General features: G+C 53.0%; 24 protein-coding genes and 1 pseudogene. 12 read left to right on the plus strand and 13 right to left on the minus strand.

Annotated elements, in window-relative coordinates; translation table 11 throughout:
* Nucleotides 1-12: 12 nt before the first annotated feature.
* Nucleotides 13-651 carry a PAQR family membrane homeostasis protein TrhA gene (gene trhA, locus FPZ45_RS03410; protein ID WP_144698465.1) on the minus strand — a complete coding sequence of 213 codons (639 nt, stop codon included), beginning with the start codon at nt 649-651 and terminating at the stop codon, nt 13-15.
* Nucleotides 652-834: 183 nt separating this feature from the next.
* Between trhA and FPZ45_RS03415 the strand changes: the two genes are divergently transcribed.
* The 3 genes from FPZ45_RS03415 (at nt 835) to FPZ45_RS03425 (ending at nt 4,465) form a co-directional block, all read left to right on the plus strand.
* Nucleotides 835-2,448, plus strand: a complete 1,614-nt coding sequence (locus FPZ45_RS03415) for an extracellular solute-binding protein (RefSeq protein WP_144698467.1) — start codon at nt 835-837, stop codon at nt 2,446-2,448.
* Between the two features lie 167 nt (nt 2,449-2,615).
* Nucleotides 2,616-3,575 (plus strand): ABC transporter permease, encoded by a 960-nt coding sequence (locus tag FPZ45_RS03420; RefSeq protein ID WP_144698469.1) that lies wholly within the window; start codon nt 2,616-2,618, stop codon nt 3,573-3,575.
* 17 nt (nt 3,576-3,592) lie between these two features.
* Entirely contained in the window at nt 3,593-4,465 is an 873-nt protein-coding gene (locus FPZ45_RS03425) for a carbohydrate ABC transporter permease (RefSeq protein ID WP_144698471.1), read from the plus strand.
* On the opposite strand, the gene FPZ45_RS03430 is transcribed toward FPZ45_RS03425, so the two are convergent.
* Complete coding sequence (locus FPZ45_RS03430; protein ID WP_144698473.1) at nt 4,462-5,331, minus strand: MurR/RpiR family transcriptional regulator; 870 nt, start codon at nt 5,329-5,331, stop codon at nt 4,462-4,464. The genes FPZ45_RS03425 and FPZ45_RS03430 overlap by 4 nt on opposite strands.
* Nucleotides 5,332-5,446: 115 nt before the next feature.
* On the opposite strand from FPZ45_RS03430, the gene murQ reads away from it, so the two are divergent.
* The 5 genes and pseudogenes from murQ (at nt 5,447) to FPZ45_RS03450 (ending at nt 9,642) form a co-directional block, all read left to right on the plus strand.
* Nucleotides 5,447-6,388 carry an N-acetylmuramic acid 6-phosphate etherase gene (gene murQ, locus FPZ45_RS03435; RefSeq protein WP_144698475.1) on the plus strand — a complete coding sequence of 314 codons (942 nt, stop codon included), beginning with the start codon at nt 5,447-5,449 and terminating at the stop codon, nt 6,386-6,388.
* A 103-nt stretch (nt 6,389-6,491) separates the two neighbouring features.
* Nucleotides 6,492-7,003: pseudogene (locus FPZ45_RS25930) on the plus strand (DUF1343 domain-containing protein); the annotation flags it as partial.
* Nucleotides 7,004-7,036: 33 nt separating this feature from the next.
* Nucleotides 7,037-7,546: a DUF1343 domain-containing protein gene (locus FPZ45_RS25935; protein WP_342780024.1), complete on the plus strand. Its 510-nt coding sequence runs from the start codon at nt 7,037-7,039 to the stop codon at nt 7,544-7,546.
* 12 nt (nt 7,547-7,558) lie between these two features.
* Complete coding sequence (gene nagZ / locus FPZ45_RS03445) at nt 7,559-9,127, plus strand: beta-N-acetylhexosaminidase (protein WP_144698477.1); 1,569 nt, start codon at nt 7,559-7,561, stop codon at nt 9,125-9,127.
* Between the two features lie 32 nt (nt 9,128-9,159).
* Nucleotides 9,160-9,642, plus strand: coding sequence for a GNAT family N-acetyltransferase (locus tag FPZ45_RS03450; protein WP_144698479.1), 483 nt, complete (start codon nt 9,160-9,162; stop codon nt 9,640-9,642).
* 250 nt (nt 9,643-9,892) lie between these two features.
* Here FPZ45_RS03450 and FPZ45_RS03455 read toward each other — a convergent pair whose 3' ends face one another.
* On the minus strand, nt 9,893-10,882 hold the full coding sequence (locus tag FPZ45_RS03455; RefSeq protein WP_144698481.1) for a Gfo/Idh/MocA family protein: 990 nt from the start codon (nt 10,880-10,882) through the stop codon (nt 9,893-9,895).
* Between the two features lie 18 nt (nt 10,883-10,900).
* Nucleotides 10,901-11,764: a DUF72 domain-containing protein gene (locus tag FPZ45_RS03460; RefSeq protein ID WP_144698483.1), complete on the minus strand. Its 864-nt coding sequence runs from the start codon at nt 11,762-11,764 to the stop codon at nt 10,901-10,903.
* Between the two features lie 339 nt (nt 11,765-12,103).
* Between FPZ45_RS03460 and FPZ45_RS03465 the strand changes: the two genes are divergently transcribed.
* Together FPZ45_RS03465 and FPZ45_RS03470 are read left to right on the plus strand one after the other, a co-directional pair.
* Nucleotides 12,104-12,541 (plus strand): hypothetical protein, encoded by a 438-nt coding sequence (locus tag FPZ45_RS03465; RefSeq protein ID WP_144698485.1) that lies wholly within the window; start codon nt 12,104-12,106, stop codon nt 12,539-12,541.
* The gene (locus FPZ45_RS03470; protein ID WP_144698488.1) at nt 12,538-13,614 is read left to right on the plus strand and encodes a phosphodiester glycosidase family protein; all 1,077 of its coding nucleotides are present in this window, start codon (nt 12,538-12,540) and stop codon (nt 13,612-13,614) included. Before FPZ45_RS03465 ends, FPZ45_RS03470 begins: the two co-directional genes overlap by 4 nt.
* A 62-nt stretch (nt 13,615-13,676) precedes the next feature.
* Here FPZ45_RS03470 and FPZ45_RS03475 read toward each other — a convergent pair whose 3' ends face one another.
* Nucleotides 13,677-14,720, minus strand: a complete 1,044-nt coding sequence (locus FPZ45_RS03475) for a TraB/GumN family protein (RefSeq protein ID WP_144698490.1) — start codon at nt 14,718-14,720, stop codon at nt 13,677-13,679.
* Nucleotides 14,717-15,631, minus strand: coding sequence for an HPr(Ser) kinase/phosphatase (hprK, locus tag FPZ45_RS03480; protein WP_144699241.1), 915 nt, complete (start codon nt 15,629-15,631; stop codon nt 14,717-14,719). The genes FPZ45_RS03475 and hprK overlap by 4 nt, the downstream gene beginning before the upstream one ends.
* 141 nt (nt 15,632-15,772) lie before the next feature.
* Here hprK and FPZ45_RS03485 point away from each other — a divergent pair, with 141 nt between their 5' ends.
* Both FPZ45_RS03485 and FPZ45_RS03490 read left to right on the plus strand, forming a co-directional pair.
* Entirely contained in the window at nt 15,773-16,135 is a 363-nt protein-coding gene (locus tag FPZ45_RS03485) for a hypothetical protein (protein WP_144698492.1), read from the plus strand.
* A gap of 103 nt (nt 16,136-16,238) precedes the next feature.
* A complete protein-coding gene (locus FPZ45_RS03490; protein WP_144698494.1) occupies nt 16,239-16,823 on the plus strand; it encodes a hypothetical protein in 585 nt (194 codons plus the stop codon).
* Between the two features lie 507 nt (nt 16,824-17,330).
* Here FPZ45_RS03490 and FPZ45_RS03495 read toward each other — a convergent pair.
* The 7 genes from FPZ45_RS03495 to FPZ45_RS03525 all read right to left on the minus strand — a co-directional run bounded on the left by FPZ45_RS03495 (nt 17,331) and on the right by FPZ45_RS03525 (nt 24,353).
* Nucleotides 17,331-18,725: an MDR family MFS transporter gene (locus tag FPZ45_RS03495; protein ID WP_144698496.1), complete on the minus strand. Its 1,395-nt coding sequence runs from the start codon at nt 18,723-18,725 to the stop codon at nt 17,331-17,333.
* A 77-nt stretch (nt 18,726-18,802) separates the two neighbouring features.
* Nucleotides 18,803-20,125, minus strand: coding sequence for an extracellular solute-binding protein (locus FPZ45_RS03500; protein WP_144698498.1), 1,323 nt, complete (start codon nt 20,123-20,125; stop codon nt 18,803-18,805).
* Nucleotides 20,126-20,236: 111 nt separating this feature from the next.
* A complete protein-coding gene (locus FPZ45_RS03505) occupies nt 20,237-21,025 on the minus strand; it encodes a response regulator transcription factor (protein WP_144698500.1) in 789 nt (262 codons plus the stop codon).
* On the minus strand, nt 21,000-22,775 hold the full coding sequence (locus tag FPZ45_RS03510; protein WP_144698502.1) for a sensor histidine kinase: 1,776 nt from the start codon (nt 22,773-22,775) through the stop codon (nt 21,000-21,002). The genes FPZ45_RS03505 and FPZ45_RS03510 overlap by 26 nt, the downstream gene beginning before the upstream one ends.
* A gap of 146 nt (nt 22,776-22,921) precedes the next feature.
* A complete protein-coding gene (locus FPZ45_RS03515) occupies nt 22,922-23,209 on the minus strand; it encodes a late competence development ComFB family protein (RefSeq protein ID WP_186438212.1) in 288 nt (95 codons plus the stop codon).
* Between the two features lie 169 nt (nt 23,210-23,378).
* The gene (locus FPZ45_RS03520; RefSeq protein ID WP_246120304.1) at nt 23,379-24,065 is read right to left on the minus strand and encodes a class F sortase; all 687 of its coding nucleotides are present in this window, start codon (nt 24,063-24,065) and stop codon (nt 23,379-23,381) included.
* Nucleotides 24,066-24,086: 21 nt separating this feature from the next.
* The gene (locus FPZ45_RS03525) at nt 24,087-24,353 is read right to left on the minus strand and encodes a hypothetical protein (protein ID WP_144698506.1); all 267 of its coding nucleotides are present in this window, start codon (nt 24,351-24,353) and stop codon (nt 24,087-24,089) included.
* Between the last annotated feature and the right edge of the window lie 227 nt (nt 24,354-24,580).

The raw sequence follows: 24,580 nt of genomic DNA on the forward strand, positions 1-24,580 counted from the left end.
ATTCCCCCTGGATTAGAGTACGTACAACAAGATCGCGAAGAAATGCATCACCGAGCCGGCGACGACAAACAAGTGCCAGACGGCATGATGGTAAGGAAAGCCGCGCCACACATAGAACACCGAACCGACCGTATAGAGCAAGCCGCCGATAATGAGCAGCTTTAGTCCTTCCGGCACGAGCAACGCATTGAGCGGTTTCCAAGCGAAGACGATCAGCCACCCCATCAGAACGTAGAACAGCGTGGACAGCACTAGAAATTTTTTCGTAAAGAAAGCTTTGAACACGACTCCGGCGATCGCCAGCCCCCACACGACTCCGAATAACGTCCAGCCGAGCGGACTGCGCAGCGTCACGAGCAGCAGAGGCGTATACGTCCCGGCGATGAACAAGTAGATGCAAGAATGATCGAACGTCTCGAACAGATCTTTGACTTTGCCTTCGGGAAAAGAATGCACGAGCGTCGACGCCGTATAAAGCAGCAGCATCGTTATTCCATAGATCGTAAAGCTGACGACGTGCCATGCAGTTCCTTCAAGGCTTGCAAACACGATCAGCAGCACGAGTCCTGCGATACTGAGCAGCGTCCCGATTCCGTGCGTAATCGCATTGGCGATTTCCTCTTTCTTCGTATACACGTGAGTATCCGCCATCGTTGTGTTCCACCTTTCAATTTTTGAAATAAAATTTCAAAAGATAACGTTTACACTGGAAATAAAAAATGTTATGATTCGCTCATAGGTCGACAGCGGATGGCGCGTCAGACCCGTCTGACAGCCGAAAACTGTTCCTCCGCACTTGCTTCTCATTCACAAAATAGGGAGGTCCCCGCACGTATGATTAAAAAGAAAATCGCTTTTATCGCCCTCGCATCCGTTATGAGTTTGTCCGTCCTTTCGGCATGCAGCTCCAACAACAAAAACAATGGAACCGCTTCACCGTCCTCGAGCGCAAGCCCAAGCTCGGAAGGATCCTCGTCGCCAGAGAAGAAAGAAGATCCGCTTAAGTTCAGCATGTACTATGCGGATAACGCGACGCTGCCCTTCAAAGAGGATTGGCCTGTCATCCAGGAAGTCAAGAAACGCTATAACGTCGATATCACATTTGAACCTATTCCGATCGCTGACTATTTGACGAAAGTTTCTCTCGCCCTGAACACCGGCAACAACGCCCCAGACGTTATTCTGTATCAACAAATCAAAGGCGAGAACGCCTCTCTTGCTCTAAATGGGGCGATCGTGCCGATCAGCGATTATTCTGACTGGACGCCTAACTTCAACGCCCGGGTTAAGGAGTTCGGACTGGAAAACCAAGTGGATAGCCTTAAATTGAAGGACGGCAAACGCTACAATCTGCCTTCCCTATACGACAAACCGTTCTATGACGGCGGTCTTATCCTCAGACAGGATCTGCTGGAAAAATACCAGCTGCCAGCGCCTAAAACATTTGATGATCTGTATACCGTGCTGAAGAAATTCAAGCAGGAAAATCCGGATTCCTACCCGCTGACGATTCTCGCCGGCCCACGAGTGCTCTACCGTATGACGATGCCTTCCTTCGGCATCAGCGTCGGCAAGAACGGAGCCGACGGTTCCAGAACGCTGAGCTGGGATTACGCCAACCAGACCTATTTCCCTGGCGCCATCAGCGACCAATACAAGGAATATATGACGTTCTTCTCCAAGCTCTACGCAGAAGGCTTGCTTGATCCGGAGATGGCCGACCCGATCGACGGCGACAAATGGTCGCAGAAGCTGGCCACCGGCAAATCCTTCGCTTCCTATGCCTATTACGACCAAATCGGCGGCGTGGCAGGCGCGGCGACGGAAGATGGCTTCAAATTGCAAATGTATCCACCGCTCGCAGGTCCCGCTGGAGCGCACCATCAGCAGAAGAGCAGCACCGGATCCGGCATTATCTTCCCTAAGAAGACGGCGAATCGTCCGGACTTCGAACGTCTGGTGAAGACGATCGACGAAATCTTCTTCTCCGAAGAAGGCGCCAAATTATGGTGTCTGGGCGTAGAAGGCCAGTCGTACACAATGGATGGCGACAAGATCAAGTACGCCGACGATATCGTCAACTCGCCTAACGGCATCTATAAGGAAATGCAACTGAAGTACGGCGCCGGTAACGACGTTACCCAATTGGTATGGGTAAATGCTCGCGAAATGACGAAATACGACGAAAATTACGGCCAGATCAATGCCACGGTTGCCGCTATGGACAATGCGATTCAAGCGATTCCTCCGACGCCGATGTTCGACGATATGATCGCAGAAGAAGCTGCTTCCCTGCAGACACCGCTTTACGATGCGTTCGAAGTATGGGCAGACGGTTTCATTACGGGCAAGAAGAGCTTGACGAACGATTGGGATAAATACGTCAAGGAAATGAAAACTTTGCAAATCGATAAGTTTACCCAACTCTACAACGACAACTTGAAATAATGCACGAGTTTCCGGAATGACCGGAAATCCAAAACCAACATGAACGGTCCCCGCCGTCTTGGCGACGACAAACCGCAAGCGCTCGGCGCAGAGAGGTTTGTCCCGCAAGGGACGGCGGGACGCGTTTATGGCGAAAACGATTCAACCCAGCGAAGAAGGTGAAGGAAATGGCCGATTCGACGATGCTCTCTCATTCCCGCCGCGAAAGTCCGACACCCCGTTCTTCGGGAAGACGGCACTTTCAACGCTACTGGCAGCTCTACATCATGATGTTTCTGCCGCTATGTCATTTTCTTCTGTTCAAGTACGCGCCGCTGATCGGCAACGTCCTCGCATACAGGCGTTACCGGCCCGCCATGGGACCGTACGGAACAGAGTGGGTCGGTCTGGCCTATTTCGAGCGATTTATGCAAGATCCGGCATTCTGGCGCGCATTCAACAACACAATTATTTTATCTTTCGGGAATATCCTGATCAACTTTCCGATTCCGATTATTTTCGCTTTGCTTCTGAATGAAGTGCGTTCCAAACGGTTTCGCAAATTTGTCCAAACGATTTCCTATATGCCTCGTTTCATATCCACGGTGGTCGTCATCGCGATATTGAGCGAGCTGTTGTCTCCCAGCACCGGTCTTTTTAATCGCGTGCTCGGCCAACTGTTCGGCATGGATCCGATCTATTTCACCAACGAACCACAATTTTTCCGACCGATCTATATTCTTACCGATACCTGGCAATTCACGGGCTGGACCGCCATTATTTACTTGGCCGCCATTACCGGCGTCAACCGGGAATTGTTCGAAGCGGCGGATATCGACGGCGCCAACCGGTTCCAGAAAATAATCTACGTGACCATACCTTCGATAATGTCGACGATCATGGTCATGCTCATCTTGAATGTCGGTTCGCTCCTCAGTCTGGGCTTCGAGAAGGTGTTGCTCTTGTATACGCCGTCCAATGCGATGGTGAGCGACATTATCGACACCCTTGTGTACCGCACCGGCCTTGCCAACCAGAATTACTCTTACGCGACGGCCATCGGCTTATTCAGCGGCGTAGTCGGAATCATTCTCGTGTCCACGACCAACTGGCTCAGTAAAAAAATGTCCGGCGAAAGCATCTACTAGGAAAGGAGCGAAAGATCATGTTCAAGCAGCCAAAGCTTCGTTCCCTGACGTTCGCCGACGTGCTCATAAATGCTTTTATGTTTTTTGTTGTCTTGATTTGCTTCGTGCCGTTTCTTTATATGCTGGCGTTGTCCCTGTCCAGCCCCAAAGCGATCATTAACAACGAAGTTTCTCTATTTCCGGTCGGGCTGAATTTCGAAGCCTATAAGCAGATTTTCACCTATCCTAATTTCTTCAAAGCGTACGGCAATACCATCTTCTACACCGCCGGAGGGACGCTCATCGCATTGTTCATGTCGGCGATGTTTGCTTATGCAATGTCGAAGCGGTTCCTCAAGGGCCATAAGCTGGTCATGATGTTGATCGTGTTCTCCATGTTTTTCTCGGGAGGACTGATTCCGACTTATCTATTAATCTCCAGCCTGCATTTGACCAATACGGTGTGGGCGATGCTGTTGCCGTTCGCGCTTAACCAATTTAACTTGATTATACTAATCAATTTCTTCCGGGCCATCCCGGCGGAAATCGAAGAAGCCGCCATAATCGACGGCCTCAGTTATTTCGGCATTCTTCAGCGGGTCATTCTGCCCTTGTCCACTCCGGCGCTGGCGACGATCGGCCTCTATACCGCCGTCTTTTTCTGGAACGATTGGTTTAACGGCATGATCTATCTGAATACGAACCAATATCCAGTGATGCTGTTCCTGCGCAACATCGTTAACGGAACGGCAATGATCGGAGACGGCGCGGGAGCCGCGGACAAGAGCACGATCGCCATGTCCATCAAATCGGCCGTCATCATCACTTCGACGCTGCCCATTATCATTTTGTATCCGATGCTCCAGCGCTTCTTCGTCGCCGGCTTGACGGTCGGCTCGGTCAAAGGTTAAACCTTCCGGTACGTTCGGCAGGATTCGGAGCTGCGGAACAGATTGCGAATAACATTATCGTAATCCCGGCTCGCCATTGCCGTGAACAACACGTCGATGACGATCAATTGCGATATCCGGCTGCTCATCGCTCCGCTGCGATGATCGACTTCCGGGGAGGACGTATACAGCTCGAAGTCGGCTTTAGCGGCCAGCGGATTTTTACCCAACCGGGTTAACGAAACCATCGTCGCCCCAGCAGCTTGAGAGGCAATGTCGAATGCTTCATTCACTTCCCTGGTCATTCCGGAATGGCTGATAAAGAAGCACACGTCCCCATCCCGGGCGTTGGCCGCGTAGGTCAATTGAATGTGTCCGTCATGACTGAAGCAGACGTTGCTGCCGATGCGCAGCAGCTTGTTGTAGAAGTCTTCGGCTACGAGAGCGGAAGCGCCGACGCCGAACAGCTTGACGGAACGCGCTTCGATCAGCCTCTGCACGACCTCGTCTACCGTATCAGCGTTCAGAAGGCTGATCGTATCTTCGATCGATCGCATGCTGCTGCTCTTGATCGCCATAAACACGTCGGAAAGCCCGGAATAATCTTTAATGTCGGTGAAAATGTGGCGTCCTTGGTCCTGGTCTTCGGCAGTGCCGTTGTTCAACTCTCCGATCAGACTGCGCTTCATGTCTTTCAGGCCGTCAAAGCCTATCGCCTTGGCGAGTCTGACCCAGGCCACCTGACTAACGCCGGCGCTTTCGGCCAATTGGGCGATCGGTTGGCGAAAAAGACGCTGGACGTCCGCCAGGAAGTAATCGGCCGCTTTTTTCTCCGAGTTGCTTAGGTCGTTATAGACATTGCGTACGCGAATTTCGATGTTGGTCATATCTAGCAACGACTCTCCTTTTGGACAAACAATTAACAGAAAATGAAAATTATTCTTATTATACGCAGAGCGTTCGGCAGAATCAAACCTCTGTCGCGTAAAGGATGGATGATGGATGGCTTCCTATTACTCGCAATTGACTACGGAAATGAACAACCCCGCTACCGTTTCGATCGACGAATCCGACACTCGGGAAATGCTTCTTCTCATGAATCAGGAGGATCAGCGCGTTCCTATTTCGGTTCGTCAGGAAATCGACAAGATCGCCGACGCGGTGGACCTGTTGGTCGCTTCGCTCAAAAAAGGGGGACGGATGTTCTACGTAGGAGCCGGCACATCGGGAAGGCTCGGCGTGCTGGACGCCAGCGAATGCCCGCCTACCTTCGGGACCGATCCTGAGCTGGTTCAAGGCTATATTGCCGGCGGCGACATCGCCCTCCGCACCGCGGTGGAAGGATGCGAGGACGATTCGGATAGCGGTGCGGCGCTCATCCGGGAGAAGGGCATCGGACCGAACGACGTCGTTATCGGCATTACCGCCAGCGGCTCGACCCCTTACGTGCTCGGTGCCGTTCGCCAAGCCCGGGAGAACGGCGCGGGTACGATCGGCGTTGTCACGAACAAAGATTCTCGGCTGAGCGAAATTTCCGACATCTGCATCGCCCCGCTGGTCGGTCCGGAAGTCATCTCCGGCTCGACGCGGCTGAAAAGCGGTTCCGCCCAGAAGCTGGTGCTGAACATGCTGTCCACCGGCGTCATGATCAAGCTCGGCAAAGTATACAACAATTTGATGGTCGATCTGAAGGCCAGCAACAGCAAGCTGTACGATCGTTCGATCCGCATCGTGAGCGAGGTAACCGGCGTATCCGAGGCCGAAGCCAAGGAAACGCTGCAAAAAGCAGGTCTTCATGTGAAAACTGCCATTCTGATGCTCGAGACCGGCAAAGACGCCGAAGAAGCGACGACGCTGCTGGAGCGTTACGATGGCATGCTCAAGATGGCGATTCACGGTGCCGAGGGTGGTTCGAGCGAGTCCGCCTCCGTCGCGCAGCCTTGAGGAGGAGTACAAGCTTATGGTTCTGAACGGCATCGATTGCATCGCTAACTATTCACATCTATTCAAAGGACGCCGACTAGGATTGATTACGTCGGTGTCCGGGATGACGAAAGATCTAAATTCAACGATCGGAGCGCTCCACGAACGATACGGCTTGTCCGCGCTCTTCAGCCCGGAACACGGTGTGCGAGGAGACATTGCTGCCGGCGAGCATGTTGCTTCCAGCCGAGATCCGGAGACCGGCGTAGTCGTGCACAGTCTCTATTCCGCCGAGTCCCGCCGGCTAACTCCGGAAATGCTGCAGGACGTGGACACCGTCGTCTTCGATATTCAAGATATCGGATCGCGTTATTATACGTATGTATCCACCCTCTTCTACGCTATGGAAGAAGCGCTCGACAAGGGAAATCGGTCGTTGTGCTCGACCGGTTGAATCCGCTCGGCGAGCGCGTTGAAGGGAATCTACTGCCGAAGGAATACCGCAGCTTCGTAGGCGCTTGGACTCTACCCAATCGTCACTCCCTTACCGTAGGCGAACTTGCGCTTCTGTTCAACCAGGAGAGCGGCACAGGCTGCGAGCTGGCCGTCGTGCCTTGCGAGGGATGGAAGCGATCCATGCAATTCCCGGATACCGGCCATCTGTGGATCATGCCGAGTCCCAACATTCCGCGTTTCGAGACGGCACTGATCTACGCTGGAACTTGCCTGTTCGAAGGCACTAACGTCTCGGAAGGTCGGGGAACGGCCGCTCCCTTCGAGTTGATCGGCGCTCCGTATATCCATGCCGAGCGTTTGACTGAAGCGATGCGCGCCAGAAAAGTCGACGGTGCGCAATTCTCGCCGGCCTACTTCCGCCCGACAGCGTCCAAACATCAAGGAGCGCTGTGCGGCGGAGTACACGTTCATATCACGGACCGAGAGCGTTATGCGGCTCTGGACGTAGGCATTCATTTGCTCCACGCGATTCGAGAGCTTTATCCCGACGACTTCATCTTCCTCCCGCCCATTAAAGAAGGCGGACGATCTTTCATCCAGCTGTTGTCCGGCGACCCGCGCGTGGAGAACCCGACCGTCCGGCCGGAAGATCTCTTGAACGGCTACGACCGGGAAAGCCAAGCGTTCGCGGCATTCAAACGGCAATATCATCTGTACGATTAGGAGGTACTCGAGATGGATACGAACTTGTCCTTGACCCATCAGATCGGTCAGCGGATGATGGCCGGTTTCGATGGCCCCTATCTGGACGAGAAATTCATAGAGCTGGTGAAAACTTGGAAAGTCGGCAACGTCATCCTGTTCGCTTGGAACATGACCAGCAAAGAGCAAGTGCTTGAGCTTTGCCGGGAGATTCAAGAGCTGGTGCTGCGAGAGACCGGCCGGCCAGCATTTATCGCCGTCGATCAGGAAGGCGGCGCGGTGTCCCGGTTACCCGGAGACGCCACCCGCGTGCCGGGAGCGATGGCGATCGCCTCCACCGGCAATCCGGAGAACGCGTACGCGGCGGGACGATTGACCGCCCGCGAGCTTCGGGCGCTCGGCATCAACTTCAACCTCGCTCCGGTGCTGGACGTCAATTCCAACGACCAGAACCCGGTCATCGGCGTGCGCAGCTACGGGGAAAAACCGGAGACGGTCGCGCAATACGCAATCCCGATGATGAAAGGATTGGAAGACGGCGGCACGTTGAGCTGCGGCAAACACTTCCCAGGGCACGGGGACACGAACACCGACTCGCATCTGGCGCTCCCGTTCGTTGGCAAAACCCAGGCTGAGCTACGGGCTGTCGAACTTGCTCCCTTCCAGGCTGCGATCCAGGCGGACATTCCTGCCATTATGACCTCCCATATCGTGTTCCCGCAGTTCGACCCGGAGCGACCGGCAACGATGTCGCGGACTATTCTTACCGATCTGCTTCGGGAAGAAATGGGTTTCCAGGGCTTGGTTATGACGGACTGTCTGGAGATGAAAGCTGTCCAGCATTCCTTCGGCACTGTCCCAGGCACGGTGGAAGCGATCAAAGCCGGAGCCGATCTCGTACTCATCTCCCACTCCTCTTCCGTGGCTTCCGCCGCGGCGCAAGCCATCCGGGAAGCCTTCCTGGCAGGTGAGATCGACGCGACCGAGTGGGAACAGTCGCTCGCCCGGATTGCCGGGCTCAAAGCGGACTACCTGTCCCGCCCGACGGAAGATCCGTCCATCGTCGGCTGCGTCTCCCACAAAGAAGAGAACCGCAAGATACTTGCGCAGACATTAACGCCAGTACGGGTACCCGGCGGAAGTTTCCCGCCTTTGGGGGAATGTCCTCATTTTCTCGGATGCAAAGCTTTCCGCCCTACGCTCGTCTCCAACTTGGCCGACGATCCGCTGTCTTTTCCCGTCTACATGGCGGAGAAGCTCGGGGGCAACGCCAAGGCAACCGTCACACCATCCAATCCGACGGAGGAGGAGATCGCGGAGATCGCCGCGCGTACAACCGTCGCGAGCTGCATCGTCGTGGGTACCTATAACGGCCATTTATATCCGGGGCAGTTGGAGCTTGTTCGCAGATTAGCCGATGGCAGCGTCCCGATCATCGCGGTCGCCTTGAGGAATCCGTACGATCTAAAAGATATGGACCCCTCGATTTGGTCTCTTGCCGCTTACGAATATTCCGAGCAAGCCTTCGACGCGATCGCCGATGTGCTTCAGGGTAAGGAGACGGCCAACGGCAAACCGACCGTCACGCTTCTAACAGAGTAGTTTATCGGATCATGATGAAGGAGTGAACGAATATGGCCGACATGTTGGTTAACTTGCTTAATCTGCCTCCCCACGAGGAGCTTCTATCCCGGCTGGAGCAGGAAGGCATTCGTATTCATCGGGCGCTCGCCCCGGACAAGCACCGTGTCGTCGAGTGGGTGGCGCAGCACTCCACCCGCAACGCCTCCGGCGAAGCCGACGTTTGCTTCGCGCGTTTGCCGGTTACCTGTTATCTCGCCACCCGCGGCCCGGACATCCTCGGTTTCGCCTGCTACGATGCGACCGCTCCGAATTTCTTCGGGCCGACGCGCGTCCTCGATTCGGAGCAAGGCAAAGGCATCGGCAAAGCGCTGCTGCTCAAAAGCCTTCACAGCATGAGAGAAGCAGGTTACGTCTATGCGATCATCGGAGGCGTCGGGCCTGCCGAGTTTTACGAGAAAACCGTCGGGGCTTTCCTTATCCCGGATTCTACTCCGGGAATATACCGGGATTTTATCGGAAAAAGAAATAGATAGAGGTTATGTACGGGGAACTCGACAGGTAATTGTTATTGGTAAGTAGTAGTTGCAGATTGTACAACTAATCTCGGCAATCCAGCGGCTAAAGGATAATTAGATGTAAAAAGTACAACTAATCTCGAGCTATTAGCGGTTTGGTCCGCTTTAACGCCGAATTAGTTGTACTTTTTACAATTAGTCTCGTATTTCCATTATAGGTTGAACAATTAGTTGCATGTTTTACAACTAGTCGATTGATAGATCAGGATTAGGATTGTTTATCCGCCGGATAAACGAGACCCATTTGCCTGCGCGCTGCATCCATTACTTCCATCACCGCTAGCGAATTGGCGAACGAATTCAACTCGGATTCTCTTTTTCCGCTCCGGATCAGATCGGCGAATTCTTTTACCTCGTAATACATCGTGTTATCTTCTTGCGGACGAGTGAGTTCCTCTTCTGTACCGTTCCGGTAACGGATGTACGCTTTGTCCGGGCGGCTGATCTTATCGAATATAAGCGTTCCGTTCTCCCCCTGAATCTCCGCGCTGGCATAGGAGTCGACGATTTTCGAATAATGGATGACCGCATCCATGCCGTTGTAACCAAGCAACAGGCTGCCCGCGCCATCCGCTCCGGAATCGAGCATGAACGCGCTCGCCTGGATCCGTTCTGGAGCACCGAAAAGAACGATCAACGGATAAATGCAATAGATGCCCAAATCCATTAACGCGCCATTCGAGAATTCCGGGTTAAAGGCGTTAGGCAATTCCCCCTGCTTATAGAGATCGTAACGAGAAGAGTATTGGCAGTAGCTGCCGGAATACCTCCTGACCTGACCGATCTTGTTCAGATTGTCGCGGATCGCCAGGAAGGTCGGCGTAAACGTCGATTTCATCGCTTCCATTAATAGCACGCTATTCGCTTTAGCCGCATCGATCATCCGACGAACTTCCCTCGCATTGGAAGCGAGCGGCTTTTCGCATAATACGTGTTTCCCTGCGTTCATACATACGATGGCCTGCTCCATGTGGAGGGAATTGGGGCTGGCAATATAGACGCCGTCCATTTCTGTGTTGGCCGCAAATTCCGCCAAGTCCGTATACACGCGGGCAATGCCGTGCTTCTCCGCGAAAGTCCGTCCCGTCTCCTCCTTGCGGGAATAGACGGCGACGATCTCAATGCCTTCGTTCCTTCTCGCCGCATCGATAAAATCGTTCGTGATCCAATTCGTTCCAATGATGCCTAATCTGATCATAAGCGCATTCCTTTCTCTCTATAAATTAAACAAATCAAGCTGCTCGGGCGTCTCTTCCACCGGCGGTTCGTATACCGTCAATCCCAGCATGCTCATGAAACGTTTGGCGTTCCCTGCCGCATGTCCGCCGGAGTTGTTGTTAAAAATCACGCCCACCGACGCGCTCTGTTCCGATAATCCTGCCAGTATCGTCTGCCATTCTTCCAGCTCGTCCTCGGCGTAATCATACAAATAGCGGACCTCGCGCCAATTCGCGTTGCCGCTCTGATTCCATCCGCCGATGTTCCTGCCGTGAAATCGCACAAGCGTGAAATCCTCGGAGGTCGCTTCAGGAACGATCGGGATCGATCCCGATCCGGCCTGGGGCTCGTCGCAGACGCTGTGGCTCCAGCCTTCGTCCCTCATGAACGCAAGCGTCTTCTCCCGAAATTCCGGCGCGTACCAACTCTGATGGCGGAACTCCAACACGCATGGAAAGTCTTCCATCCGCCTTTTCGTTTCTCGCAGCAGGCGAACGTTTTCCTTCGTGCAATCGAACCAAGGGGGGTATTGGAATAGCGCCGCGGTCAGTTTCCCGGCCTCCCGAAGCGGAGCCAGGCTGTCGCGAAACGCGCCGTACATCTCGTCGTCGCTCTCGTAATACGGCTTGCCGCGTAAATGTCCCGTCATTCCTTGATAGGCTTTGACGACGAATCCGAAACCGTCCGGCGTCTCCCCCGCATAGCGGGCCATCCTCTCCGGCGGCTGCACGGCATAGAACGAACTGTCCATCTCCACGATGGCGAACTGCGCGGCATACTTCTTCAGCTTGTCCTTCGCCGCGGTTCCGGACGGATAGATCGTATCGTGATCGCCCCAACCCGCCAGCCCGACGGTAATCATTATCGTGTCCCCTTCTTTCCCTCGTTTGCACATTCCTTCTATAATCATATCATAAGTCGCGTCATCAACGCTGTCCCGCACAACTGTTCTAGTCCGGCGAAACCTACTTATATTGTGCGAAATGGCGGTTCGAGCAGCTCTAATCCGGCGAAACCTAACTAGCCCCCTCCCCAACTGGTAAACAGTTCCTTTTCTCCCTATTACAACATTTTTCGACGCAAAGTATGATACAATCCGATAGTGGGTGCAACTTTATTCGCCCAATCGCGTTCATAGTTCGACAGGAGATTCTGATATTCCGCGTTCAAAAGACAACAAAGAGGTGTTAGTTTTAGAGAAATGAGAGATACAGGAGTAGAAACCAACCCATCCGCACTTCCCGATACTTACCGAGAGAGGCCCAGACGTAAGCGCCGCGGGCCAGCGCTCTTTTTCGCCATATTATGGCTTGTACTTATCGCCGGAGGCGTATACGGAGCCAAATGGTACTCCGATCGCATTCAGCAGCAAGTATCTTCCGACTTGGAGCGCCAAACGGCCGGCCAAATCGCGTTGATGCAGCAGGATTTCGATGCGCGAATTACAAAAATGGAAACCGATTATCAAGTGCAGCTAGCGCAGATGGAGAGCAAGATTCAAGCGTTGAACGAACTGCTGACCTTTGCCAAAGATAACGCGGACACGAAGACGGACAACAGCAACAAGCTGTATACGCAACTGGCGGAAGTAAAAAAGCAGCTGAGCGAGCTGAAGAAAAGCTTGGACGTGCTCAAATGACCGCGGCAACCATCAGATCGTTCAACCGAACGCTGCTGCTCGCTTGCGCCCCGTTCGTTGGCTTGCTGATCTGTCTATATATTTCACAGGTCGAGCTCAAGTTGTCCGATGAGGCTTTCCCGTCCCATGAAATCGCGCAGCCGAATCCCGCTCTTCACTCCGCCACGTCGATCGACGGATTAGGCCAAGCCGAACTGTTGGCCAAAGGAACCGGACAATCGATCAAAAAACAAATCACGCTCTACAACAAAACGAACGCGAATATGAAAGAGATAGCCACGATCGCCTCCAAGCAAGCCGCGCGGCCTTACCAGATCTACGATCGTCGCATCACGAACAAGCTCGGCAGTCCTTCCGGCACCATCCAATCGGACAAGCTGCAGGCGCAGTTATTTCATTTGGACACGCAGAACTTCCGCGCGTATGCGCTTAAGGTCAAGCTGAAAAAAGACGACGCCATGAAGCTTGTGCTCGGCAAGGACGTGCAGGGCGGCGCGGAAACGACGCTGGAAGCCGTCAAGCGAAATAACGCCGCGATCGGCGTTAACGCCGGCGGTTTCGCGGACAGCGCCGGGAAGAGATATCCGCTGAGCACGACGATCGTGGAAGGCGAATATGTCGGCGGATTCCAGGCGACGTTCAAAGATTTGTTCTTCGTTGGTATGAGCGAGAACAACAAGCTGATCGGCGGAAAATTCACGAGCAAGGCGCAATTGGATGAGCAAAGCCCGAAATTCGGCGCCTCCTTCGTACCTGTACTGCTGCAGAACGGCCGAAAGACGGAAATTCCGTCCAAGTGGCAGACCAGCCCGAAACGCGCGCCGCGCACCGTCATCGCCAACTACAAAGACGATCAACTGCTCTTCCTGGTCGTCGACGGCTACAACGAGAAAGGCAGCTCCGGAGCTACGCTCGCCGAGATGCAGATCCTGCTTCAGCGTTACGGAGCGGTCAACGGCTACAATCTCGACGGCGGCGGATCGACGTCTCTCGTATGGAACGGACGAGTCATCAACAATCCTTCCGACGGACAGCTTCGCAAGCTTCCGACGAACTTTTTATTTTTCAAATAAATCGGCGAAAAGGCAGCGTAGGGGAGAAGATCCCTTTCGCTGCCTTTTCCGTTTTCACGTATCTATTTCACAAATTCCACCTGATAACCCTTTTTCCGAAGCAGCGACACCAGTCCCTGATCCCCGACCATATGCAAGGAGCCGACCGCGACCAAATAGGTGCCTTTGTCGCCTTCTCGCAAGTAACCGTCGATTTTCTTCGCCATCTCGGCGTTGCGGTCATCGAGGAAAGCGCCGTTGTAGTCTTCGAATTCGTCGCCCATCGATTTCCGGCCTTCCTTCTCGTACTCTTCATGCATTTGTTCCAGCTTCTTCAAATCTCCCGCCGTCCACATTTCTAGCAGGTCTTCCATTCCCTTCGCAGCGTTTTTCATGTTCTCGACGGACTCATGGAAATACTGCTTCTGAAGTTCTTTCGAGAATCCGTCGAAAATGTCGAGCTGCGATTCCATGCTCTCCAGCTCGATGATCGTCTTCCCTTCCTTATGGGCTTTCTTCGCGAGATATTGGTCGATTCCGTCATTCAACATATATTTCATGGCGGACAGGCTCTCAAGATTCATCGCCGCATACCACGGCTCATACTGATCGAATGTCGGAGCGGCCGCGGCCAGAATCGACTTTTTCAAAATCGCCTGGAATTTCTCGTAGTCCTTCTCGTCCACATGGTCCTTGAGCGTCGTTCCGTCCGTCAGCAACGCCTTTTCGTTGACCAGCTCCAGCATTTTCTTCTGGTCGACTTTGGTCAAGTCCAATTCCAAAGCGATATAATTCGCTTCCTCGATCGCCTGTTCCACATTCGGATCAAGAGGATACATATTCTTCTTCGCGACATGAATCGTTCCGATCAAATATCCGGAATTGCCGCCGCCGGTTACTTTCCACAAGTATCCTTTCGAACCTGGCGCAGACGGATCGACCGAGGCAATCGCCTCTTTCGAACCGGCGGAGTCCCCCTCTACAGGCGGTTCGGCGGTCACTGCAGTCGCCGCAGGTGACGAGGCGGTTTCCGCCCCGTTCGTTGAATGGGAGCTGCAGGCAGGAAGAGCCGTTACGGCCGCCGCAAGCAGCCATGCGAATCCGATTCTGGCAAGACGTTTACTCATTTCATTTCTCCTTCGATCCGTTTCATAAATTCCTCGGCGGCGCTATAGCCTTGCTGTTTCAAATACCAACTGTTCGCCGCCGCCTCGATCATACCCGCGACGTCTCGCCCGGGCTGAAGCTGAATTTCGATGTGAGGGATGCGAACGCCCATATATTCCGTCGTTTTCGGCTCCAGCTCCAAGTCGTTATTGAGCGCCTTATCCTGCCACGGGCTAAGCTCGATATCGAGGACGATCCGCGTCTCGTCCTGGAACGCTTTTCTACCATATAATCGCACGACGTTAATCAGACCGATGCTGCGAAGCGCCAGAAACTCCCTTGTCGTCTCGTTATGCGTCCCCAGAATCGTCTGCGAGCTTAACTTCTTCATTACGACGATATCATCCGCGACGAGCCGATGTCCTCTGCGGATCAGCGTGTGCGCCGTCTCGCTCTTGCCGATCCCGGATTTCCCTCGGAGCAGAACTCCGATGCCCGACACGTTGACGCATACCCCATGCACGGCGATCTCAGGCGCCAACGCCTGAGTCAGGTAAGCGTCCAGCTTGCCGAGAAACTCCGTCGTCGTATCTCCCGTCCGCAGAAGCGGAATGCCTTCCTGCTGACAATAAATCATCAAGTATTTAAGTCCTTCCTGGTTCGCCGTCACGATAAAGCATGGCGGATGATACTTCACGACATTGCCGATGTGCAGATTCCGTTCCTCTTCCGTCTGCTTATGTAAATAGTTGATTTCTTTGCGGCCGAGCACCTGTACGCGGTTCATCGGGAAAAAGTCGAAATAGCCGACGAACTCCAAGCCCGGGCGATGCGCTCTCGGCCGCGTGATCTCCCTATCCATATGTTCTTCTCCCGCCAGGATTTCAAGATTAAATCTCTTCTGCAATTGTTTCACGGTAATGGATTTCATCATTCTCCCCCTCCGAGCCTCATCTAGTGCCTTCATTATAGCAAAAAACGGAGTCGCATCCAGAATGAATTGTCGCCCTGTTTTCATAATTGCTTTCATACGCACATACCTATATCTATCGAAATTCATGGAGGTTATCAAATGAACATCGACAAACTTAACCGTTATTGTCAATTGAAAACTCAGATCAAACAATGGGAGGACGAGCTGGAGCAACTTCGCCGCGACATCACGGGCGAATTTGCCCAAGATGCCGAATTCAGCCTTCACGATTACACGCTCAAACTCATTTACCAAGAGAAACGCCATTACAACGATCGGCTGCTTATCGACGCGCTCCCGGATCCCGAACTATGGAAAGTACTGTTCAAAGCCGACCCGGCCAAAATTTCCGCGCTCGTAAAAGCAGACCTGCTCAACGAAAAGTCGCTGACAGGCACATACACGACCGCCCGTATCCCGTACCTGTACGTAACTCCCGTCGTTCGCGAGGCTCAGTCGTAGGGCGCGACCCGTTCCCGTCTCTCCCACGGCGCACACCAAGTGATACTTTTGCTGTCCCCTATTCGTAGTTAGATCAGGCATAGTGCGAAAGGGGGAATCAAGCATGAAAAAGATCCGTCAGGCGATGATTGCAACACTTGCGGCAGCCCTGGTCTTGTCCGGATGCGGGGCCAAGGACAATCAGGCCGCAGGGCAAAGCGAGGATAACGGGCAAGGACAATGGCAGAACCAAGGCCAGCACGGCCCCGGGTTCGGACAAGAGGCGATGATGGCCGCCGATCTGTTCGGCAAAATCAAAAGCGTGGACGGAAATACGATTACGTTGTACAAATCGTCCTTTACGCCGGGAGCCCGGGGCGAAGGTGGAGGCAGGCGGCCGCCGACCGGGGAACAACGCGAGCGACCGAATATGCAAGATATGTTCTCGGACGAAACCGTCGACGTTCAAGTGACGGAAAATACGCAAATCCTCAAAACGACCTTCGAAAACGGAGATCGCCAAGAAACCGAAATCGTGCTGACCGATCTTAAAGCGGATGACATCGTGAGCGTCGACCTAGAGGACGACACTCAGAACGCGACGACGATCACGTTAAGTATGGGCAGCGGATTCGGTGGTATGGGCGGCATGGGCGGAGGCCGAAGAGCCCAGCAGCAAGGCGAAGCTCCGTCTAACGTGCAGAAATAATCGTACTACTGACACTGGATGCGGCCACGAAGAAGGAGTAACTCGAAATAATCGTACTACTCGCGCTGAATGGGGCCACGAAGAAGGAGTAACTCGAAATAATCGTACTACTCGCGCTGAATGGGGCCACGAAGAAGGAGTAACTCGAAATAATCGTACTACTCGCGCTGAGTGGGGCAACGAAGAAGGAGTAACTCGAAATAATCGTACTACTCGCGCTGAATGGGGCCACAAAGAAGGAGTAACTCGAAATAATCGTACTACTCGCGCTGAATGGGGCCACGAAGAAGGAGTAACTCGAAATAATCGTACTACTCGCGCTGATTGGGGCCACGAAGAAGAAGTAACTCGAAATAATCATACTACTCGCGCTGAATGGGGCCACAAAGAAGGAGTAACTCGAAATAATGTACTACTCGCGCTGAATGCGGCCACGACAGAGGAACTAATACGCACAGGTAAAAAAAACAGTCCGCCCCCTAGCCGGGAAGCGGACTGTTGCTCCTATTATGAAGCTTGAATCTCCTCTGCCTTCTTCGAAGAAGGCAGCCAATTGACCACGCCAATCTTCACGATCGCGATAGCAATCATCAGGATAAAGATCATATGCATTCCATCCGCCATTTGCGTTGGCGTATTCTCCACAACGACGCTGTTGAACAGCATTCCGAATACAGCGACCGCGACCGTCTGCCCCAACGTGCCCATGAGCGAGTTCGTGGACGTCGCCACTCCGCGCATATTGCCGGCTACGGAGTTCTGGATCGTAACGATCGCCGGCGTGCTGATGCAGCCCATGCCGAATCCGACAAGCACGACCGCGCCAATCACATGCCAAGACGTCGATCCCGTATTCAGAGTCGCTAGCCACGCAGCGCCGCCGAGGACGAGAACCGTGCCGAGCATCATAAACTTCTTGGAGCCGATTCGGAACATATACCGTCCCGACAAATTCGAAGCCAGCGGCCAAGCAAGCGACATCGGCATCAACATCAGCCCCGAGGTCGTGGCGCTGAATTCCATGACGTTCTGTACCCATAGCGGAATATAGATCGTCACCCCGGCCACGATGCAGAATCCGAAAAAGCCGAGCACGTACGGAACAGAGAGCCGTCTGTCGCGCAACAGAGCGAGAGGCAGCATCGGTTCTTTGACACTCACTTCCACTCGCAGGAACACGATCAAAAATACAGCCGCGACGGCGAACATCGAAAGGATGAACGGCGAATTCCAGGCGTACGTTTCCCCGCCGGTAAGCAAAGCGAGCAGCAAGCTGGAAATACTGATCGTAAACGTAAGAGCGCCGATATAATCGATGCTGCTCTTCGAGACTTTGGCGAAACGTTCATGTAAGAAACCAAAGACGAGCACGAACGAGATGACGCTGATCGGCGCATTGATAAAGAAAATCCAGCGCCAAGAAATCGTGTCTACGAAATACCCGCCGACGAACGGTCCGATCAGCCCCGCGATCGACCACATCGAAGAAAGCACGCCCTGAACTTTGCCGCGTTGTTCCCCCGTGTACAAATCGCCGATAATGGTAAACGTGACCGGCGTAAGCGCACCCGCTCCGATACCTTGGATCGCCCGGAACCAGATCAGCTCGGTCATCGATTGCGCCGCTCCGCACAACACCGATCCGACCAGGAACAAGACAAGACCGATCGTAAAGATCGATTTGCGACCGAACAAATCCGCGAGTTTTCCGAAGATCGGGGTCGTGACGCACATCGTTAGAGTATAAATCGAAAATATCCAGCTAATCAGACTAAGCCCGTTCAAGTCATTGGCAATGCTGGTCGTGGCGGTCGTGACGACCGTGGAATCCAGCGCCCCGATGAACAAAGCCGTCAGAAGACCAACCGTCACGAAAGCTCGATTCGTTTTTTTATGAGACATTATCCAATCCTTCTCTCAATATAAAATGCCGACTATGCCCTTAAAAGCATAGTTTTCTTCTCCCTTCTTTGTCAACGTTAGTTTCCTTTGGAAATCGCCGCGTCATGCTCAGACGCGAACTTCTCTGGCGTAACGGCTTTGCCGAATAGCGCCTGGATCATATTGAGGTGGGTTTCTGCTGCATTGGCTTTCATTTGTACGTCTGCGAACAAAGTAATACTGCTCGCTTTGTTCATTTCGTTAAACAGATCGATATACAATTGCGGCAGATCAAGCTTGGACGTGTCCACCTTGGTCGCCGGGATAACACCCGCGCCGGTTACGGATTGCTCGCCCCATTTGGTGACGAAATATTCGACGAATTTCTTCGCTTCTTCTTTGACTTTGGAGTTCTCGGAAACGAACAGGCCCACGCCCGGTCCGCCTACCCAGCTGTCGATGTTGCCTTTGCCGCCTTCTACCGTCGGGAATTTGAAGAAGCCGACGCTGTCGCGGAATTCCTTCGGAATGTCTTCGTTCGTCGTGAAGTTAGGGAGCTCCCAAGTTCCCATCAAGAACATCGCCGCTTTGCCATTCAGGAATTCGGATTTCGCTTCTTCGTTGGACAAACCATTAAAGCCTTTTACGAACGCGTTCGCGTCGACCAACGCTTGGATTTCCGTAGCCGCTTTGACAAGACCTTCGTCCGAGAACGAGTTGGCGCCGGTGATTGCGCCAGCCAGCGTTTCTTGTCCCGCGATACGGTCGGCCAAATATATGTACCAGAGTGAACCGGTCCAACGGTCTTTGTTGCCGAGAGCAATCGGAGCTACGCCGTTATCGGCCAACGTATTGACGACTTCCTTGAATTGGTCGTACGTCGTCGGAACTTGCAGGTTGTATTTTTCGAAAATTGTTTTGTTATAATACACGGGGGCGATGTTGAACTCGAGTGGAAGCGCATACGCTTTTCCGTCGATAGCGTAAGCTTCCGTTGTACCCGAGACGAATTTGCCGTTAAGCTCGCCGCTGAGCAGATCGTCGACCGGTGTAAACAGCTTGCCTTCAACGTAAGGTTGCAGGAATCCGGCAGCCCAAGTGACGCCGACGTCCGGCAACTCGTTGGAGGTGGACAATATTTTCAACTTACTTTTATAGGGTTCATTATCAAGCACTTCTTGTTTGATCGTTACGTTCGGATGCTCCGACGTGTAGGAGTCGATGATTTGATTAACGATTTTGTTCTGTCCCGCGGCAACGCCTTCAGGCCACAGATGCATGAAGTTGATCTTGACTTTCTCACCGCCGCCGAGACCACTGCCGCTGTTCTGTCGTTCGTTATTGTTCTTGCCTTCGCAGCTTGCGACAACTAGAGCCAGAGAAAGCGCTAACAACAAAACTGTCGATTTTTTGCCAAACACGTTTACATCCCCTTTTTCTTTATTGATCCGGTGGTTTGCAACCGCTTTTTTTCATTTTACCACCGGCCTGACATCAGATTAAGGTACTGGGGATTGGAACTATTACCACTATTATTGGATCATTTCCCCGGCATCGGAAACATTGTTGCGATATTTACCGGGACTTACGGACTCGTGCGAGCGGAACACTTTCACGAAATACTTGGAAGTCTGATAACCGACCTTCTCGGCAATCTCGGCGATCGGAATGTGGGTGCTTGCCAGCAATTCCTTCGCCCGTTGAATTCTTCTGCGGGTGACGTAATCGCTGAAGGTAAGTCCCGTCTGCTCCTTGAACAAGACGCTGAAATAACTGGCGTTCATGTGCAGAAACTCGGCGACGTCTCGCAACGATACCGATTCCTGCAGATTATCGTCGATATAGCGTAACGCGTCCCGAACGGAGGCGCTGTACTTTTGTTCATGTTCTCCCGCTTCGAGCAACTTCGGATCGACCAGTTTCTCCATTCGACCGATTCTATGGCGGTCTTCCTCACGTTTAAGCGCCTGTTCTACGGCGCGGACAAGCATCATTTTGTCCAGTGGTTTCAGCAAGTATTCGACGACGCCGAGCTTAAGGGCCTTCTGTGCGTAGTCGAACTCGGGATGCCCGGAGATCACGATGACGACCGGGGGATTGTCCATTTCGTTCAGCTTCTCGACCAGATCCAGACCTCCGATCTCCGGCATGCGGATATCAGTAATAAGAAGATTAGCCTCGTACCGCTCCAGCCATTCAAACGCCTCGATTCCGCTTGACGCGGTTTCAATCCGAAGCTTTCCGGACGACCACGCTTCCAGCGTCTTGCGCACCCCTTGTCTAGTTCTCGGCTCGTCATCCACGATCAATATCGTTTTCATCGTTTTTCTCTCCCCCGTATTCGTTCGGTATCTCAAAGCCGAAGGAAGCCCCTTCTCCCTCCCTGCTATACGTGCGCAGTCCCGTCGTCCGCGATTCGTAGTAAAGCCTCAATCTTCGCTCGACGTTCGCGAGTCCGATGCCCGATCCTTTAGAAGATAAAGAACGCCCTTCCGCGATCGCTTTCGTCAATTCCCGGATCGTTGATTCATCCAAACCCGGCCCATCATCGGTCACCATAACGCTCGTATATCCCGAACGTTCCGCGGCCTGCACGCGGAGGACAACCTCGCCCTGCCCGATCTTCTGTTCGACGCCGTGCAGAATCGCGTTCTCGACAAGAGGTTGAATAAGCAACTTCGGAATAGGGACATTACGGCATGCTTCCTCGATCTCGATCCGCCACGAAAGCCGATCGACCATGCGCATCCCCATAATTTGCAAGTACCTCTCAGCATGTTCGAGCTCGTCCCGGATCGATACCCATTCCTCGTCCGGCCGGCCGATGACATAACGAAATAATCCGGACATGGCTACTACGATCTGCGCCAGTTCCTCCTCGCCTTTGTCTTCGAGGGCCCAATAGAAGGCTTCCAACGTATTGAACAGGAAGTGCGGATTAATCTGTGCCTGCAACGCTTTAAGCTCCGTCCTGCTCTGCGTGATCTCCTTCTGATAGACAACTTCGATTAATTCGTTCAAATGAGCGACCATCTGATTGTACGTATTGTTCAACTCATCGATTTCCATTGTCGCCGACGTGTTTTGATTGGGTTTCAGTGAGCCGAATCGGGCGCCGCGCATCGCTTTCATCAGATTCAGGATCGGACGCGTAATCATTGTCGACAATATAAACGTCAGGACGAGGAACAATAACCCCCCGACCACTCCCGATACGACGATCGCCGTACGAAGAACGGATATTCCTTCCGTCGAATAATCGACCGGCATCAGAATCGCCAGCATCCAACCCGTCGTTTCCGATTGCTGCCGAATGACGAGATAGGATGACCCGTCGACGGAAATCGTCTCTTCCCCGCGCGCCAGCTTGTCTTGCACGCCAGATGCGGGCGAGAAGTTCGAAGCGATCGCCCTCCCTTCCCCATCCAACAGCACCATCGCTTCCCGCAAGCCGTCTTCCCGCTCGGACGATTCGGTTAATTCGAAGTAGTTCCTTTCGATCCGCACCGTTAAGTAACCGCCGTGCGAATACGAGCGATCCATTAGCCGAACCCTGCGGATAGCGATAACGACGTCCGAATCGTGCGGATCGAGCCCGATCCAGACTAGCCGTCCTTGCTCGCGATCGGCTTGGGCGATCCATTCCTCGGGGATTCGGCTATTCAAGCTGGCGTCGTCTAGCGGGAACAGCCGCCGATAGTCGGTCGTGTATAGCTCAAGCGAACGAATCCCCGTCACGTATGCTTGATAATTGCTTGCGATTTGCTGCAGCGACTGGCGCTCGTCGAAGCTTGTCCGTTGTCCGGCTTGCTCCTGGGAGAGCATCCGCTGCACCGAGCCGTTCGTTGCCACTTGCGTCGCCAACATATCGATCTGGCGCAGGAGCGCCTCCAGTTTGCCCGTCGTCTGCACGGCGATCTGCTGGATGTGACGCTCCGCGCTATTACGAAGCAGGACAGAGACTCGATCGTACATGAAAAAGCCGGCCAAGGCCAACACGATCAGCATAACGAGCAGGAAACCGATGAATATTTGATTGCGAAGCGTGTTAAGCCGTCCAAGCTTGACCAAGTCGCGCCTCACCTTCCTTAAAGAACTTTATCGTATCGCAAAATCAATTTTACCATTGGAAACGGTTTCGCGCTTATGAATGTGATCCCAACGACAAAAGGCCCTTGGCTCCCGCCAAGGACCTTCTCGCGCACGATTAGGTCAACTTATGAATGCCGTGGGCTTATCTTAATGACTTGCACCGCTTTCGTCAGCTCGCGAAGAACGTCGGATTGAAGCTGCGGCTCCTGATACAGCGCTTTGATATAAGCTTCCCCAGTTTGGCTCGACGTATAATGCGGAGGAATATGGTTTAAAGCGAGCAATATGATATCCATCTGACATTTCTCGCAATCGCATGCAAGAATTCCCGTTTTGACGTAATGATCTTCGAACAGATCGCTTACGATCGGTTCCATCGCATTGAATATGGATAGCTCTCGAGAAAAAAACATGTGTGTACACTCTCCATCTGCATTAACGATTTCCCGTTCCGCATCGGACATTCGCGCTCCGGTCCGGTCCTTTTTTATATCGGTTTTCAATCCGCGGATCAATAGGTCATTATTTATTCGATAACAAAAAAAGAACGGAGCAAGGTGCGCCACCCTTCCCCGTTCAATCTTACGTTTCCACGCTTCTTTTCGTATACACGACAAGTCTCTCCTGATGTTCCTTCTTTTTTCTGCTGTACTTTCCCGCGCACGTAATCAGATTCAGCCTCGGGTCCGCGGAAGGGCCGAATATTCGGGGGATCGGAGCTTCCGACGTCTTGTAGGCTTCCACCGACTCCACCACGAACGAGACGAAATGGCCTTTATCGTTCTTGACGATGACCTCGTCGCCCTTCTTCAGCGTCCTTAAACGAAAGAAAATGGCCGGGCCTTTGTAATGATCGACATGACCATCCATGACCGCGTTACCGACGGCGCCGGGCAAAATCCCGCTCGCCAGGTAGCCCACTTTGTCGGTGTTATTGGGAACGCCCATTTGCCCGTTCTCCAGCACGCCTACCGGCTCAATGTCGGCATGAAGGCCGATCGAAGGAATGTACAATCGCGATGGGACGATTCCTTTGACGTTTTTCGCGACGGCTGACGGCCGCTTTTTCGTCGTTGTTTGAGGCAGCTTCTCGGGCATGCGGCTATATTCATTCGTTTGCTCTTGCTGTTTGGGGGCTTCAGGTATGGCATACTCCCTGGAGATGTCGTTCGTCTTCGAAGCGCGAGAGCACCCGATACACGCGAAAATGACGATAAAAGCGAGCAGAATCCATGCCTTTTTCTTCATATTAAAGAAAAGAAGGGCCATGGGAGGCCCCTCCTTCTCCCTTTATTCGGTTTGCTCGCTGGCGCCGCCGAAGCCGGTTTTCGGTAATTCGGTAACGTCTTTTGCTTTCAAGCTTTTCGCATGAAGGCTTTTTTTCGCGTGGTGGCTCTTCGCATGAAGTTTGTGGCCATGTTTGGACTTGGCGTGCATTTTCTTCTCATGAACTTTATGTTCATGTTTCTTATCCGCCACCGGTGCGGACGCGTATGCCGCGGAGCTAGCGGATAAGAGCAAACAAGCGGAAACGATCGCTACGGCCACTTTCTTCATTTTGTTGCCTCCTAAATAAATAAGATGTGTGGGGTTTTCCCCTCTCTCATGATGTCCTTATCGAACCGTCTTCATGAGTGAAAGAAAGTCCCAACCTTGGGGAGGCTTTCGTATTTCAAAAGCAAAACACTTTCGGGTGGCCGCGATCAAACGAAGTGGACAAAATCTCTAATGTTTTGACAATTTAACAATATGTCAAACACCCTCGTAAGGGCTTACAATTGAAT

Origin of the sequence: Cohnella terricola (assembly GCF_007786475.1) — a bacterium.
In the GTDB taxonomy this organism is placed as follows: Bacteria; Bacillota; Bacilli; order Paenibacillales; family Paenibacillaceae; genus Cohnella; species Cohnella terricola.

Excerpts from the sequence above, each read along its gene's own strand:
- FPZ45_RS03450 (WP_144698479.1), top strand. The coding sequence starts at position 9,160 with ATGGCCGACATGTTGGTTAACTTGCTTAATCTGCCTCCCCACGAGGAG.
- FPZ45_RS03475 (WP_144698490.1), bottom strand. The coding sequence starts at position 14,720 with ATGAGTAAACGTCTTGCCAGAATCGGATTCGCATGGCTGCTTGCGGCG.
- murQ (WP_144698475.1), top strand. The coding sequence starts at position 5,447 with ATGGCTTCCTATTACTCGCAATTGACTACGGAAATGAACAACCCCGCT.
- FPZ45_RS03460 (WP_144698483.1), bottom strand. The coding sequence starts at position 11,764 with ATGATTACCGTCGGGCTGGCGGGTTGGGGCGATCACGATACGATCTAT.
- FPZ45_RS03455 (WP_144698481.1), bottom strand. The coding sequence starts at position 10,882 with ATGATCAGATTAGGCATCATTGGAACGAATTGGATCACGAACGATTTT.
- FPZ45_RS03430 (WP_144698473.1), bottom strand. The coding sequence starts at position 5,331 with ATGACCAACATCGAAATTCGCGTACGCAATGTCTATAACGACCTAAGC.
- FPZ45_RS03415 (WP_144698467.1), top strand. The coding sequence starts at position 835 with ATGATTAAAAAGAAAATCGCTTTTATCGCCCTCGCATCCGTTATGAGT.
- nagZ (WP_144698477.1), top strand. The coding sequence starts at position 7,559 with ATGGATACGAACTTGTCCTTGACCCATCAGATCGGTCAGCGGATGATG.
- FPZ45_RS03485 (WP_144698492.1), top strand. The coding sequence starts at position 15,773 with ATGAACATCGACAAACTTAACCGTTATTGTCAATTGAAAACTCAGATC.
- FPZ45_RS03495 (WP_144698496.1), bottom strand. The coding sequence starts at position 18,725 with ATGTCTCATAAAAAAACGAATCGAGCTTTCGTGACGGTTGGTCTTCTG.
- hprK (WP_144699241.1), bottom strand. The coding sequence starts at position 15,631 with ATGAAATCCATTACCGTGAAACAATTGCAGAAGAGATTTAATCTTGAA.
- FPZ45_RS03465 (WP_144698485.1), top strand. The coding sequence starts at position 12,104 with ATGAGAGATACAGGAGTAGAAACCAACCCATCCGCACTTCCCGATACT.
- FPZ45_RS03425 (WP_144698471.1), top strand. The coding sequence starts at position 3,593 with ATGTTCAAGCAGCCAAAGCTTCGTTCCCTGACGTTCGCCGACGTGCTC.
- FPZ45_RS03525 (WP_144698506.1), bottom strand. The coding sequence starts at position 24,353 with ATGAAGAAAGTGGCCGTAGCGATCGTTTCCGCTTGTTTGCTCTTATCC.
- FPZ45_RS03520 (WP_246120304.1), bottom strand. The coding sequence starts at position 24,065 with ATGGCCCTTCTTTTCTTTAATATGAAGAAAAAGGCATGGATTCTGCTC.
- FPZ45_RS03470 (WP_144698488.1), top strand. The coding sequence starts at position 12,538 with ATGACCGCGGCAACCATCAGATCGTTCAACCGAACGCTGCTGCTCGCT.
- FPZ45_RS25935 (WP_342780024.1), top strand. The coding sequence starts at position 7,037 with ATGCCGAGTCCCAACATTCCGCGTTTCGAGACGGCACTGATCTACGCT.
- FPZ45_RS03420 (WP_144698469.1), top strand. The coding sequence starts at position 2,616 with ATGGCCGATTCGACGATGCTCTCTCATTCCCGCCGCGAAAGTCCGACA.
- FPZ45_RS03490 (WP_144698494.1), top strand. The coding sequence starts at position 16,239 with ATGAAAAAGATCCGTCAGGCGATGATTGCAACACTTGCGGCAGCCCTG.
- FPZ45_RS03505 (WP_144698500.1), bottom strand. The coding sequence starts at position 21,025 with ATGAAAACGATATTGATCGTGGATGACGAGCCGAGAACTAGACAAGGG.
- FPZ45_RS03515 (WP_186438212.1), bottom strand. The coding sequence starts at position 23,209 with ATGTTTTTTTCTCGAGAGCTATCCATATTCAATGCGATGGAACCGATC.
- trhA (WP_144698465.1), bottom strand. The coding sequence starts at position 651 with ATGGCGGATACTCACGTGTATACGAAGAAAGAGGAAATCGCCAATGCG.